A 15560-nucleotide genomic window follows, 5' to 3' on the forward strand; every position below is an offset into this window, starting at 1 on the left:
CGCTGATAATCAATTCTTTATCTGAAATTCCGCGACCGGCTAGATTGAGGCTGATCTTCATCGCTTCACCTGCCATGCCGCTCCAGAAAATGACCGGATCATTCGGTTTATCTTCTGCCAGTTGGCTCAGGTCATTGGCCATTTGGTTGAGCAGATCAAAGGCCAGCGCTGGTTGTCCACTACTGTTTTGCTGTTGCAGGGTTTGTAGGCTGCTGTCCAGTACACTGGCGGTGATTTGCAGCCCGCCACGTAGCAGGCAGGGGTAGATATCATCGCAGTTGAGTGCATTGCCACCATCACCCAGCAGCGGTGAGAGTAGGTGAGTATCTGCGTATTCAAATAGACGGCTCACCGGTTTGGCTTCTAATGGGAGGGTGAGCAGAGTGACCACTAAGCTACCCAGTGGTGATTGTTTGATGTGCTCAAGGTCGGCTCCAGGCAGTGCTTCGCCTGCGCTCTCCAGCATAAACAGCGAAAGCTGAGCGATTGCCGCCATGCGGTAGTCACCCTCTGCGGTGGTGGCGGGGTCTGGCATGTTTTGCAATAGCCTGAGTCCCAGGCGCAACCGGGCATCCCCTTGCAGCGTTGTCGCTGCTTGTAAGGCATTCGCTGCGAGACGGTATTTATTGTCGGGTATGACTCTTGGACCACTGTCGAGGGTGCCATTTAGCTCGGCCAGTGCCACATCCACCAACTCCTGCTCGCTGACCCCCAGCAGTTGTGCCACATTTTCGGTGGTATCACTCAGTAACATGCCGCTGTTTTCGCTACGCTGTTGCTCAATTTGCTGTGCCAGTTGTGCCAGCCAACTATCCAGCTTCTGTTGCAAATTACTGGCGGAGTAGAGCAGCGGGTCTGGATCAGGTTTGCTGTGCCCACTTGGCAGGGGTAAGGCAGCCAGTTGCTGAATGCGCTTAATGACCAGCCGCAGTGCTGCACGGCCAGGTTCATCACTGATTGAAAAGCGGTTGCCCAGCCGCTCCAGTAGCACTGCCGCCGCCACTCTGCCGCTATTGCCGGTTTTATCTTGCAAAATAACGGCGGTTAAGTCGGGTAGCTCTCCGTCATAGCGCATTGATTGTGTCAGGGTGACAGGTGAGCTTTCGGCCATCTCATTCAGGGTGGTAACCAGCTCGGAGGTGTCGCCGCCCAAGCCGGCCAGTGAGGCTGAAAACTCGATATATGCACGCAGATGGGTGATGGTGCAGTTGCTGGTTTGAATGCAGCCGGATAGCGTATTTTGATTATGTTCGAGTACGGACATTACGGAGTCATAATTGGCATCCCGATTCATTCCCAGGCTTGCCGCATAAGCCTCCAGATCCAGGTAAGCTCGGGCATCTTCAAGATCATTACTGGCCAACATGCGGGCTTCTGCATCGTCGATGAGCTGTTCTAGCCGGTTAAAAATATCATTGATTTCCCACTCCGGGTCATTTATCCCGAGCTGTGCTTCCATTGCAATAATGGTGATAAAAGCGGCGATATCATCTATATCACCGCCACTTTCGACCACATAAAGGGCGTTGGTGCCTGCGGTGTGAATTGCCTGCTGGAGGGTGCCGCCTTCATCAGTGAGTTCACTGAGGGAGATGTTATCTGCTCCCTCAAACTCAATGGAGATCTGGATGATTTTGTTGATTTCGGCTGTCGCCAGTGAGTAATCATTTTTGATGCGTGCCACCGACTCATTTAACAGATCCGCCACCCGCTGGCCCAGATATTGTTGTGCAGAGTCCATCTGTAGTGATTTGATAAAGTCGCTGATTTGCGAGATCGGTTTAGTCTGTTGCTCAAGTGTTCCGGCATTGCCTGATTGAGCCAGCTCAAGGGAGAGCTGATCCATCGCCTGGTTGATGCGCTCGATAACCTGTTGATCAAGGCGCTGTAGCGGGGTGAGTTGGTCGGCAGGCAGGGCCTGTTGCAGGTAACGAATAACGCTATCTTGCTGGTTTAGTTGTGCCACGGTTGTCTGCCACTCGGCAGTCGTCGGGGTCTTTAACCAGATGATATCCAACCCGTTACGCTGCTGTTGTGCCATTTCGGTGAGTGGGCTGATTTCGTTATCAGCGATGCGAATTTTTAGATACTCTGAGCGGTCTATTTCCAGCAGGCGAGGCTCCACAGCACTGGCTAGGCGGCTGTTGAGGGTGCGTCCGTGCTCATAAAACTGCCCGAGGTTTTTCAAATCATCCAATGAACGGCCGTTTGAGGTGTTGATAAACTGAGTTTTTAAGCGTTGGTACTCCGCCTCCCAAGCCTCTTTTAGCTGCCCAACCAACTGTTGTTTGAAGTCGGTGACAGCTTCTGGATAGAAGTAGACGTTGCCGTTGCGGCGGTTTTTTACCGCATCAATCTCTTTGACTATACGGTCAATATTGAGAATATGCTGCACCCATTCGGTAAATTTTTCGGGGGTAGGGTTGGCTAGGTTTGTGGCGTTACCATTTGCGTTCATCAGGTGGCGAAGGTAGTAGCTGATAACATCCTGACTATTGAGATCACCGTCGTGGTTGAGGTCAATCTCATCCGGATTTTGGCTGTTTATTAATGCGGCCAAACGTTGCAGGCGTGAGGCTTGCAGCATCCCCTGATATCCTTGGTCAGTGTTGCCGGCTCGTTCTGTAAGCTCGGCCAAATCGGCCATAAAGGTCTCATCTGAGCCGCAACCCAAGGCGATGAGATTACTCTCGATCTCCAGAGCCATTTCAAGGTCGCTTGGCAGCAACACATAATTTGGCTGATTGATTTTGCTTTGAAAGTGTTCTTTAACTTCTACCAGGGTTGGGCAGACATTCTCTCCCAGTATGTAGGTGTCGGTGGATCTGTTTAGGTGTTGGTCAAGCTGTTGCATCTCAAACTCTATATCGATCAGCTTGGCAAGATTATTGACCAAGGTGTCATTCAGTGCCGAGTTGAGATCAACACCCTGCAACTGTTGCTGATAGAGGCGGTGCTTGAGTTGCAGCAGCTCTCTGAATTTATTGTGGTAGTTGTTATTTGGCAAAAACTCGCTGGCGTGCAGTCGACGGCTCAAGTGCGCTATTTTGTAGCCCGGTGAGGCGCTCTCATTCTCTTTCCAGTCGTTTTGCTGAGCAAGGTCGGTGAGGTAGAGGTCATACTCATTGAACTGTTTGATCATCAGCAGGTTGATGATTCTGGCGGTCATATAACGGTACTGCGCTTGCAGCTCCTCATCTGGCAGGCCGGCCTCAGCTGCGCGTTGCACCAGTGCATCTAGTTGGGTAAGCCCTTGCTCACTCGGGTTTTGCAGCAGGCTCTGTTCCAGTGCAAAAATATCGCGCCAGAATTGATGTTTAAGTGCTCTGTTAACACCTGCCACCGGGGTGATTACGGGGCGGCTGGCCAGATCGATATCCACATAGCCTTGGCTCTGTGCATAGTCGGTGATCCACTGGTATTCGAACCGCTGATCAACTTTTTTGGGGGGTGGGCAGTTGCTCCACGTGACGTTTTTATCGCTGCAATATTGAATGGTTACCTGGCGAATATTGAGGCTGTGGTCTGGGTTGTCGGTTGTTTTACGGCTGCTCTGGGTGATGAGCAGGTTATCCTCCCGCGTGCCGTGAATACGTTGCGTATCGCCGTTATTCAGGGTGATCAACTGGCTGCCATCGGCCTGTTGTTCAGTGGCGGCGATCTCCCCCGGTGTAAGCGAGCTGGCGGCGCTGACCGACAGCGAACTGTGGCCCAATGTGATCTCACCCGCATTTTCACCTGTTAGGTTGATGGTGATCATCTCATCGCTATTTTCAGCGGGAATAGTCAATACGCTGTGATCACCGGTAGTGCTGAGTCCGGCCGGGTTTTCTGCTACACCGTTTTTATTGCCACGGGCTAAAAGTGTCAGTGGGTTCGCCTCAATTTCAATTGTGCTGGTGGGTGCCGGTACGGCGGTTCCCGCCACTAGTTCATCAGGCATACGGTAAACCTCCCACTCACCATCACCGTAGCTGTGAATGGCATGGAGACCGGCCTGGTAGTCCCAGATGTTGGAGCCGTTGACAACCCGGCGCTGGATAAAGCGATCCATCCCTATCACCCGTTCTGTAATCTCATCCAGCGAGCTGATGAAATTACTTTCACCGATATCGAGTAGCTCATAGCTCTGGTTCTGTTGCAGCGAGACAATACCGCTGTTTTTAAAGTTAACTTTCCAGTCGCTACTCCACCCGCTTTGGTTGCTGTCAATGTAGCCATTAAACAGCATGATTGATGAACCGGCTGGTTGAATGTCGTCCAGGGTGGCTCCTAGTGGAGGATCGTAGTTATAGATAACGAGATGCTGGGCATTGCTCACAGAGCGGCTGCTTAAAGCACCACTGTTAACCTCTATTTCAAATGCACAGCCGGTGGTGAATACACAGCCGCGCTCTATTGAATATTCACGGTAGATTTCCGCAGAAAATAGCTGCTCCATTTCCTCGTCCAGCGTTTGTGCGCTGGCACCTCTTTCGGGTAGGGTCGTGATGCTGTAAAGACGTTTGGGGGTGAAGGCACCATAACTGACGGCATCGATAATCTGAACCAGCACCGTACCACCGCTGCTATTATCAATCGTGATGCTGTTTTTCTGCTCATCTTGATAGCGTCGTGTCCAGACACCGATATCATCTGCGTTGAAATGTGCATCCCAAAGAGGGGTGAACAGGCTGCTCTGGCTTTCGGCAGGTAGCTGTTCAAAGCTTGCCAGCTGGTCGGAGGAGATGTTGTGCAGTAACTCTTCTAAACCACCACTATGCTCGGGGTGCTGTTGTGGGTATTGCTGGCGTGCAACGTCTAGGGTGAAGTTATAGAGCCTGAAGGAGCCGTCGGCACGTTGCTCTTCCATTGCAACCACTTGACCCGCTTCATTACGGGTGAGTGTTAATCCGCTCATGTTGAGGTCAGCGTTGTTGATGATGGCGCGTGCTTTTTGAATCGCATAGAGGGTTTGTGGGTTGCTGCTCTCTTGTTCTGCTGCGAGCAGTAGGCGGTTCAGTACATTGTCCAGCACGACCCCCAGGTTATCTTGTGTGAAATCGACAATGGGCAGGGCGCTGGCAAATGCCTGTGTACTGCTCACTATTTGTTGACCGCTCTCAATAAAAAACGGCAGTAGTTGGGGCAGGGCGCTTAATATTGTGCTCTGTATCCGGCTCGGGTTTTCGATGCTACTGCCCATGAGGGTGAGTAGCTGCATGAACTGGGCTAGCTCGGTACGCCGGCTGATGCCACTGGGGTCACACAACTGTACATTTTGGTACAGGATATTAAGCTGCTCGATGAGTGCCGGTAGGTTGGGTGATGCTTCTGTTAGCTGGCGAGCCATTGAGAGGGTAGTGCTGATGTTGGATAAACCCAGCTTTTGACACTGCGACAGTATGGAAAGATCCTGTACTTCGTTGATCATCGCCAGGGGTAATGCATACAGATCCACCACACTTAGGTCACCGCTTGCAATCGCTTCGGTATTCTCAATCAGTGGTTGAAGCTCACGCATCAGTACGATGTGCAGATCGAGCAGCTCCGCCGCTTGCGTAGATTGGGATTGAACCAGCTCACGCATGGCGGCAGGAATAGCCTGGGCCAACTTCATAACCGCTTGAGTGCTGATCGTCTGATTTTCGGATTGACTTAAATCGTCCCCCAGCGCTGTGAAGCTCACGGCTAGCTTTTGTAAGACGGTTTTAATTTCTGCAACCTGTGAGGGTAAGTCTTGTGGCGATAGCGCTTGCAGTGTTTCGATGGTGAGTTCAACTGAGCGCAATGCCCAGGCAATTTGATTGCCGTAGTTGTTGGCCAGAGAGCCATCCAGTGGCTGGAGGCTGTGTGCGGCAATTTTAAGTGCTGCACGGGCGGCGGCGGGTAGTTGCAGTGGTGATTGATTGCACCCCTGTAGCCCCGCATCGGCATCTACCATGCTGCTCAGTGTCTGTTGTAAAAATGTGGCTATCTCATCAGGGTTACTCGGTAGTGTCTGTAGCGCTCTTATCATGGCGCGGGAAAGGTTGACTGGTGCGTCAATGAGGGGTGCCGCGTCAGCAAATCCGGACTGTTTCAGTAAGGGCTGAATGGCATTAGATTGTTGGCATAATAGGTCGGCAAGCTGGCCCGTCAGCAGAGAAATCGCCGCTGCGTTGTGGTTACTTTTGAGACCTTGTGCCATTTGAATGGAGGCATCGGCCAGGTCAAATGAGAGATCCATTAGCTGGCTAGCCTCTTCTGCGTCTAACCCACTTAAACCCTCATCCACCCCTTGTACGGCCTTCAGGCTGCGGGCAGCGTTGACGGTTTTTTGTGAGATACGCAGGAAGTCATTGAAGGGAATCGACGCGTTGTTATCCAGTAAAGTGCGTGAGGCGGTGACCACTACATGGGCTACCGACAAGGCCGCATTTTTTTTGTCGTTTAGGGTGATTTGAGTGCCATCAGGGAGTTGCAGCGGGGGCGCGCCACTCATCTCATAGGCGGCATCTAGGTTAACGCCCATTAATAATGGAATACCGATATCCAGTGTGTGCAGGCTGATGCTGGCGACCTCTTCCGGGGTTAGCTTTTCAAACTGGGTGATTGAGCCGGCTATGCGAACCAATAGTGAAGAGATATCCAGCAGGAGTGCCTGATCATCGGTGCAGTCACTGCGCTCCTGACAAATTGTCATCAGTAGGTCGATACCCGAGCCGGTCATTGACAGCCCGCTACCCACGGCGTGGCGAATGGTGTCGGCTCCAGCGCCAGCAGTACCCGCCGTTGCCGCCACTGCGACGGCAACCGCTTGAATAAAGGTGACCGTCTCGGTGCCTAGTTTAATCACCTTTTCGCCAGTGCCATCCACACCGGTTGCCGCAGAAATGACCGCACCGCCAAGCTTGGTCACCGTTTCCATACCCTGTAATCCGGCAATAGCGGCTTTAAATATGTCGACACCCGTCCCCAGTCCAATGCGCTCATAGGCCTTGATGGTGGCATTGTTATTACCCGTCCAGCGCCCTGGGCTGACCAGCGCTTGCGAAGAGTGTAAGCCCGCCTCTGCTAACCCTTTAATGGAGACAGCGTTAATGATGATTAAATCAGCGCTGCCCACAAAGGCTTTGAACGGTTTTTGTTCAATGGAAGCATCGCTGGGTACGTCGTTAATATTTTCAATATATTTGCTCGCTAACGTCTCATTCATTGCGTAGCTGTTGATAAAGGCCAACTGAACATTGACTTTGATCGCCCCTTCACCGTAATCACCCTGTTGCAGGGTGGTGATTTCAGGCACTTGTGCGCCTAGTGCGGTGTGGGCAATGGTGACATTATGCGAGCCAAATACCTTGAAAAAAACCGTACCTTCAACCTCAACCAAGGGTTGTGCGGTGGCGGTCGAGTCACTTGGTTTAAAATAGGGGAGAAATTTAATCTCAGATGCTTCAAAGGGTTGGCCAATGAAAAACAGCGACTCTTCTCCGGGGTAAACCCGGGTCTGTGCCAGCTGCCCATTGGCTAAAATATCGGTATCAATCGTGAACGGGGCCGCGCCTCCTTCGGCAACAAACTCATGACTGCCGAGGTTGTCAGCAACTTCCAGTGTTAACTTCATGTCGCTGAGCTTGATGCGCTGAGTTTCGCGGTCGTAGATGATGGGTGGTGGCGTTGATGCGAGTGTCTGGTGGACAGTGAAACGGGGCACTTGTGCGGTGAACGGTGCTGCTGTCGGCACTCCTTGCCCGCTCTGTTCAGGCATTTTAAGACGTGCGTACCAGTAACTCAGGTTCAGCTCACCACTCTCTGGCAGTGTGACACCATTAGCAGGAATCAGCAGCGCCGCCTGTTGATCCAGCTTGCCCGAGAAGGGGAGCCGTTGGTCAACCGGGTAGGGAATGTTTAACGTCCCATTGACCGCAGAATTAACCAGGGCAGAGTCTGTAAATTGCAGCCACAACATTGAAATTGAGGTATCAAAACCATTCAGCTCATAGCGGGCGCTCTCCTGTTGCTCTCGCCACTGCCCTTGCAATCCATTGCGGGTAATCAGAAAAGCCCCTTGGCCTCCTGTCGGGTCGTGCTCCGCATCACCTAAGGGATACCACCCCTTGGAGAGCTCGCCACCCGTTGCCAGCAGGCCCGACTGTTTTTTAAGTGCCGACAGTAGCTGGTTTTGCCACCGCTCGATATTTTCTGTATTCACAACCGCGGTGTTTGGTTGGGCTGAGCCACCGATCAACAGCTGTAACGAGGCCGGTTGGTAGTTGAAGCTATCCACGCTGAACTGTACTGTTTCATTGTTTCTGATTTCGCTCTGAAAATGGTGTTCGTCATGGCGACTGCGTACCAGATGGTTGAAGTAGAAGGGGGCGGTGGCTTGTACTGGCGAGTGGTCACTGCTCGCCAGCTGTGCGTAACCCGAAAAATCGACCCCGCCCACCTGTGAATTTTGCAAGCTGAACAGACCGCCGGTGATGGCCAGTTTGAAGCCAAACGGTTGCAGCAGTGTGAACTCTTTAGCCGGCTTTTGGTTAAAAAAGGGGGCAACGTCAGCAATGGGTTCGATCGCTATCTGCTCTCCCGATAGCGCACCCTTTTCGAAAGAGAGCCACGGGGCTTTGCCATAGATAAAGGCGTTCTCTGGGTTGGCGGTGCTAAAGAGGCCGTTGCCTTGGTTTACCCTCACTCTGACCGTGGCATTGTGCAGGCCGATGCCGGTAAAGTTAGCCTGATTGATATAACCGGTGTAGTTAAGGTGTGGGGATGCATCGACAACCAGTGTGCTGCCCGGTAGGCGCAGCGCCAAGTCATCATTATTGATGGGCAGGTCTGGCCGGCTGTTATTAAAGCGATGCTCGGCAATGAACTCGCCACCATTGAATATCTTGACCTGATCAAAGGTCACTTTTGAGGTCGGTGATATCAGGTAGTCGAGCTGCGCCACGGCACCGCTGAGACCGATGGAGAGATCGCGCAACGTGTGAGTATGGTCATAGAGGTGCAAGCGTGGAAGCAAGGTTTGTGATGCTTTTTTGAGCTGAAGTGTACCGCCACTAAGGTTGGCGTGTAGTGGGTTACTCATGGTGAGCAGAATATTGTCAAATAGCAGTGGAATGTGGCGGTTGCTCTGGTCGCCCTGCCATTTCGTGCGGGCCTCTCCACTGAGTGTTGCTTGCCGGGGAGATGTACTGATTATGGCACTGTCGCTGTGCAGGGGTGTTTGTACTTCAGCAATAAAACCAGCGGCATGGATATATTTGGGATACCCACCCGGCAGTGTGGCGTATAAGTCCGCCGCTTCACCCATATCATTGAGGGTAATTTGGTACTGTCCTGACTCTGGAATGGTCCAGCTCGGACTGGTGAGTATACCTTCATAGCCGGTGGTAAAAGTCACTTCGCCAATTGAAAAGGGGTCACCCTGTGGCTGCCCATGTTGATTCAATGGCTGTGCAATAAACTGTAACGGGTGGTCGCGGTAAGTGATGCTTCTTCTGTTGGCTAATTCTCTGACACAACGGCCAGTGGGGCCATCAAACCACGCGCCCAAACCTTTATCTTTGAAGAATGCGTTAAAGGTGATCTGCTCTCCCTGATCGAAGGAGAAATACCCCTGTTGCAGCAGCGATTGTGTGGTTTCGGCTGAGCCACTGCGCGATGCCGAGACCATGCGGCTGAATGCCAGGTTTTTATCGGCGCTGCCTTCACCACACCGGAAAGGGTCGGTAATGGGGTAGCGGTTGGTGGCCTGCTGGAACTCATTAAAATCCAGTGAATCCAGACGCAGTAGTGGCTCAATAGTGAGGTTAATAGCGGCTTCATCCAGCACAGCGACATTATCAACCAATCGGGTGGTTAGGCTTTGCAGTAAGGTATCGTAGGTGGTGGTCGCCTCCAGCGTGATAGAGAGTGAGGTGTTTTTACCAGCATCAAGCGATACCGGGAAAGCGCCCACCAGCCTATTTTTTTTGTAGACCTCCAGTGTCAAATCATTGCGATGGCGAGTGCTGCTGTTTTGAATTTCAAGTTGTAGCTGATGGGGTTCACCGGCGGCCACTTTGCCACTGCTTATGATGGACTGGCTTTTGATCAGTCGATGGCTGATGGTGGAGGTCTGTTGTATTGGGCTTGCGAATGGCGACTCGGTGGGTGCCATATCCCGGGCGCTGATGTTTTTTATGAACAGACCACCGGGTTCATTCGCTGGCAACACCTCAAAATGCGCCCACTCCGTTGTGCGAGGGGATCGCTTTTTGTTAACAAAGAAACCCTTTACCCGCCAGCGATAAGCGCCGGGTGAGAGCTTGCTGCGCTGCATTTGTGTGGGTGAATAGAGATCATCCTTGCTCATGGCTTTCAAGACAGTTTGGGCGCGGTTATATTTTGTTGCCAGTCGCTCGACTTCTAATTGATAAGCCCGGAAATCATCATCTCCTTGCCAGCGAAAATAGAAACTTTGCGCATTAACCGCCATCTTTTGCGGGAACATCAATTTAAATGAGCCATCTGACTGTAGCTCATTGATACCATCAGCAACAAAATAGCGGATAGCCTGCACCGATTGGTCAGCCACCCCTGCACTGTTAATCAGTTGTAGTGTGACACGGTGATAACCCCGCTCGAACGTTGGCAAATCAACCTTGTTCCAGTTTGAGCGTATTTCGATCTCTTTACCAAAAGTAAGCAGCATGACTTGTTGGGAGATAACACGATCATCCACCAACCAACGTACCGTTAAAGGCCCATTACCCACATATTTAAAGCGTGCCGTAGCGTAGAATCCTTTGCTTGCTCGCTTCACACTCTGTGAGGTGCGCTGGTTGGGGAAGGTTAGCTCAACACGCTCAACAAAAACCTGATCTGAAACAGTTGATGCGGTTTTTTCGCTACCCTCAATATCCACCACAACCTCAATGGCCGCCGGTGCGCTTGAGGTGTAATATAAAACAAGTATGAAAAGTATGAAGTGACTAATTTTAAAGAGGTTTCTCAATACCCTTAATCTCCCTTTTTGGTATATTCCACAAGTGTGATGATGTTGAATTTTTTGGAAGGACGCAGTGATGCCGCCTGCCAGTTGGGTGCTGACTCTACCCCCATTTTTTCAATGGCGGGTAGTACGAAAGTACTGACCTTGACGGACTGATTTACGATAGGCTGTTTGAAGAAAATAACGTGAAATAACAGCGCGCTCAGTTTTTAGTATGGCGTAAACAAAAACAAGACGACCTACCCAACGCTATTCGAGACAAGGCGCTATTGAGAGTACGGTCGGGTAATGGTGATCCCGTGAAAATACTGCTGTTAGATGATCATCCGCTGTTTCGCAAAGGCATTGCGCAGACTCTGCGTGACCTCGACCCCTCTCATCGGGTGGTAGAGGCCAATACCGCCGAGCAGGCGCTGGAGATGTTGAAGGTAGAGCCCGGTATCGACGGGGTGTTTCTTGATCTCACTTTGTCGGATATGAGTGGGTTTGATTTTTTATCTGAACTGCGTGAACAGCGCATTCCGGTACCGGTGATCATTCTCTCGGCCAATGAAGCCCCAGAGATTGTAGACCGTGGCTTGCGCGCAGGGGCGAGTGGGTATTTGACCAAAGCGGTTGCCGGTGAAGAGATCGCCGCGGCGTTGCGCGCACTGGAATCAACCGGCAGTTATATTTCATGTTCGTTGAGGCAGCCGTTGAACCATTACCGGGCAGAGCAGAGTGAGGTCAATGGTTTGCTGGGTACCGCATTGACCCGGCGGCAGCGGCAGGTGTTGGCGCTTCTGGCTCAAGGGTTGAGTAACCTACAGATTGCCAGCACACTGAAGATTTCAGAGAGTACTGTTAAGGGTCATGTCTCTACGCTGTTCTCTATTTTCAATGCGGATAATCGCACCCAGTGTGTCAATGAGGCGCGTAAATACCACCTTCTGAATGAATGATGGGATATTTGACCTGATCACTGAGTGATTTTGCTAAAGCCTGTTGTCGAATTTCACGTTACCTCTAAACGATGGCAAGTAAAGGATTCAATCCACTCATTGTTATTTAAATGGCATTGGCGGGTAATATTAATGGAGAGGGGTGGCCGTTACGAGTGATGTGTGATCGAATGAGTTTGAAAAGAGTGAAGAGCGGGTGAGTGGGTTGTTAGTGTTTCGGTATACGTTGGTTTTTATGGGTTTGTTTTGCTGCTTTGCCGCTGCAAAAGCGGAAGATAACCCCGTGCGAGAGCGCTTTTTTAGCTTGCAGTATGAGAATGATTTATTTACGTCAGATAATCGAGATCGTTACTATACCAGCGGTTTACAGCTCTCTTTGCTTGAGCGACAGAGCACGCCTCGATGGTTAGAGCCTATGGCGCAATGGGCTCCTTTTTATCGAGCGGGTATGGCAGGGTATAACTGGTCGCAATACTCTTTTGGGCAAAAAATTTTTACCCCAGACGATACACAGTCGTTTGATGTTCGAGTGGATGATCGCCCTTATGCGGGATACCTCTATTTTACAAGTGCTGTGATGTCAAAAATTGCTCAGGAAGAGAACTACGATTATGGTAATCAGCTTGAGGTGACGCTAGGGGTTGTGGGCCCTAGTGCATTGGGTGAGCAAGCACAGACAACGGTTCACAAAGTAATTGGCAGTGATATTCCGCAGGGTTGGGATAATCAGCTAAAAGATGAGCTAGCACTGGGTGTTAGTTATTCAAGATTTTGGCGACTACGTTACCGGCTAAAAAATAGATTGGAGGTGGGCGTAAACCCTCAAATTACGGGTGTGGTCGGTAATGTGTACACCTATGCTGCTTTCGGAGCTATGTTGCGCTTTGGCTATAATTTGAAGAGAGACTTTACGCCACCAACTATTCGACCTGGGTTTTTAGGTGTGATCTATTTTAAGGAGAGCAAGCAGCCAAGTTGGTACGGATTTTTGGGGTTTGAGGGGCGTGCGATTGTCCGTGATATTTTTTTGGACGGTAATTCGTTTAAAAGGAGCCATCGCGTTGAAAAAGAGAACCTTGTTGGTGACCTGCAGTATGGCATTGTTTATATGTTTGAGAATGTTCGCCTCTCCTATAGTGAAATGGTACGTACCAATGAATTTAAGACCCAACAAAACAGAACCCATTATGGCTTGTTTAATATTTCAGTTCGGTATTAATCCGAGTCATCCATGAAGTATCCAGATTGAGGGGTCGAAGCACTCCACTTCGTGCGGCAATTGGTCGCATCGATTGTAGCCACTCTATCGATTATGATGGTTGCAGTTGAAAGCCTGAATCCCTGGTTTTTTCTATACTTTGTTTTGGCGGCCTAATGCGGGCCGCCTTTTTTTGCCGAAAAAAATGATATGACTTATAGTTCGGGTAAACTTCAGGGTATTCATGTTGCTTTAGAAGGGGTCAAGTCTGTACATAATGTATTTGGTAGTCTATTATTCTCTATATGACCAGACCTTTAAGAATAGAATATAAAAATGCGTATTATCATGTTATGAATCGAGGTGGAGCTCAGCGCGACATATTTCAACATGATGAACACCGCGAACTGTTTCTCGAACTCTTACGAGAAATTCACCAAATGTTCCGAGTCGAAATACATGCCTATTGTTTAATGGATAACCACTACCATTTGCTTTTAAGCACGCCACACTCAAACTTGGGTCGCGCCATGCGACACTTAAACGGTGTTTATACTCAACGTTACAATCGACTCGAAAAAATGGATGGCCCACTCTATCGAGGCAGGTACAAAGCCATACTGGTTGATGCTGACAATTATTTGCTCAGTGTGAGTCGATACATTCACCTTAATCCAGTAGAAGCCGGCGTCGTGGAAAACCCGAGCGATTATGATTGGTCAAGTTACCGTCAATTTATAGGGGAAGAGCATACCCGGGCATGGCTCAATGTCAGCCAAACGTTGGGAATGATTGGAGTGCGTAATGTGAAGAGGCGCTACAAATCTTTTGTCGAAATGGGTGTTGACGAGGAAACCGCCGTTTTTTATCAAAAAGAACGTACTCAAGCCGTATTTGGAGTGGAAAAGTTTGTCGATTCGCTGGTGGGTAAAATCAAGGAAGAGGCAGAAATACCGGAGAGTCGATTAAATAGACAACGCATTCGTATGAAGAAAATCGTCAGCATTGTTGCAAAAGAGTTTGGCGTTGAAACAAGCAGTATACTAAAAAGCCGTCGTGGACGAGGCCAGAAAAACAGAGCCTGTGCCGTATCGCTTTATCTCAGTCGAAAATACGCGGGCTTACCGCTAACTAGATTGCCGACTACTTTGACGTAAACCACTAGGCAGCGTGTCTAGAATCATTAAACGACTCTAGAACAGCTATGTGTTGATGGGGCATTGAAGGCTAAAGTTGATGAAGCGGTTAAAATGATTAATGTAAAGACTTGACCCCTTATGATATATACTGAGCCAGGCTCATCATCAATTGACTACAAGCGCGTTGCTCGATTAGTTGATTTAGCAGTCTAAAAATAACGGCAATAATAAGGAGGGGCACATGGGCCATTTAATTTTAGGCGTTGTATTGTTGCTAGCTGCAGTGCCGCTGCACGCCGCAGTTTATAAGTGCAATGTAGATGGGGTCATGGTGTTTTCCGATCAGCGCTGTGCATCAAATGCCGAGCGCATCAAAGTACGCGCTGCGTACTCACCGGATCCGCAAAACTTAACACCAGGCATATCTCATCATGATCTGTTGCGCAATGCTGACCGCCGTGCTGCTATTAGTCGCAAGCAAGTATCGGTGGGTATGTCTCCGAGCGATGTTACCGCCGCCTGGGGCAGGCCGGATCGAGTTAACGTGAGTGGTGGCATAAGCGGCAGGCAGGAGCAGTGGGTCTATTTGCGGAGTCGCCAGCGGTCTCAGTACATTTATTTTAACGCCGGCAGGGTCACGGCGTGGAATTAAATTCCTGAGTTTATACTATATATATAGGCGCTCTATCTCGTCGTTGACAAATCAACGTAAACTAATCACTCTATAAACAACCCCGCACGGGGTGAATGTTTTCCCTCATTTATTCCGCCCCTCATTTACAGCCAGGTAGGGTGCATTCCATGCACAACAACGCTGCTGATAATGGCAATAAAATATGATTAATACCAAAACTGCTTGGTTTTAATGGAACGCTTTTGGTGCGTAAAACGCACCCTACTTGGCTTAAACCACTATGGCAGCGTGTCTGGAATCATTAAACGATTCGAGAATTAGCTATGTGTTGATGGGGAGTTGGAGGCTAAAGTTGATGAAGCGGTTAAAATGATTAATGTAAAGACTTGACCCCTTATTGACCCCTTATTTGCCCCCTTATTCTTGGCTACCCGATTAGCCAGGTAGGGTGCATTCCATGCACAACAACGCTGCTGATAATGGCAATAAAATATGATTAATACCAAAACTGCTTGGTTTTAATGGAACGCTTTTGGTGCGTAAAACGCACCCTACTTGGCTAAAAGCCACGTAGTGAAAACCAGTGAGTGCAAATTCTTAGGGTTTACTTTCAAAGGAGGACGCATTCAATGGCACCGGAAAACGTTGCATAAGTTCAAGCAACAAGTCCGGCGACTCACCAATCGCA

At 50.0% G+C, this 15560-nt stretch carries 5 protein-coding genes and 1 pseudogene; 5 read left to right on the forward strand and 1 reads right to left on the reverse strand.

Annotated elements, in window-relative coordinates:
- On the reverse strand, positions 1-10963 hold a 10963-nt coding region (locus tag L3J94_11660; GenBank protein ID MCF6219384.1), incomplete at its 3' end, for a hypothetical protein.
- A gap of 296 nt (positions 10964-11259) precedes the next feature.
- Between L3J94_11660 and L3J94_11665 the strand changes: the two genes are divergently transcribed.
- From L3J94_11665 to L3J94_11685, 5 genes and pseudogenes are all read left to right on the forward strand, one after another.
- Complete coding sequence (locus L3J94_11665; protein MCF6219385.1) at positions 11260-11901, forward strand: response regulator transcription factor; 642 nt, start codon at positions 11260-11262, stop codon at positions 11899-11901.
- Positions 11902-12097: 196 nt separating this feature from the next.
- On the forward strand, positions 12098-13120 hold the full coding sequence (locus L3J94_11670; GenBank protein MCF6219386.1) for a lipid A deacylase LpxR family protein: 1023 nt from the start codon (positions 12098-12100) through the stop codon (positions 13118-13120).
- Between the two features lie 284 nt (positions 13121-13404).
- A complete protein-coding gene (locus L3J94_11675; protein MCF6219387.1) occupies positions 13405-14256 on the forward strand; it encodes a transposase in 852 nt (283 codons plus the stop codon).
- A gap of 223 nt (positions 14257-14479) precedes the next feature.
- The gene (locus tag L3J94_11680) at positions 14480-14890 is read left to right on the forward strand and encodes a DUF4124 domain-containing protein (protein ID MCF6219388.1); all 411 of its coding nucleotides are present in this window, start codon (positions 14480-14482) and stop codon (positions 14888-14890) included.
- A gap of 543 nt (positions 14891-15433) precedes the next feature.
- Positions 15434-15560: pseudogene (locus tag L3J94_11685) on the forward strand (reverse transcriptase).

It is taken from the genome of Gammaproteobacteria bacterium (assembly GCA_021647245.1).
GTDB lineage: Bacteria > Pseudomonadota > Gammaproteobacteria > RBG-16-57-12 > RBG-16-57-12 > JAFLJP01.

Bases quoted from the DNA above. Each gene is read 5' to 3' on its own strand.
- L3J94_11675 (MCF6219387.1), top strand. From the start codon at position 13,405: ATGACCAGACCTTTAAGAATAGAATATAAAAATGCGTATTATCATGTT.
- L3J94_11680 (MCF6219388.1), top strand. From the start codon at position 14,480: ATGGGCCATTTAATTTTAGGCGTTGTATTGTTGCTAGCTGCAGTGCCG.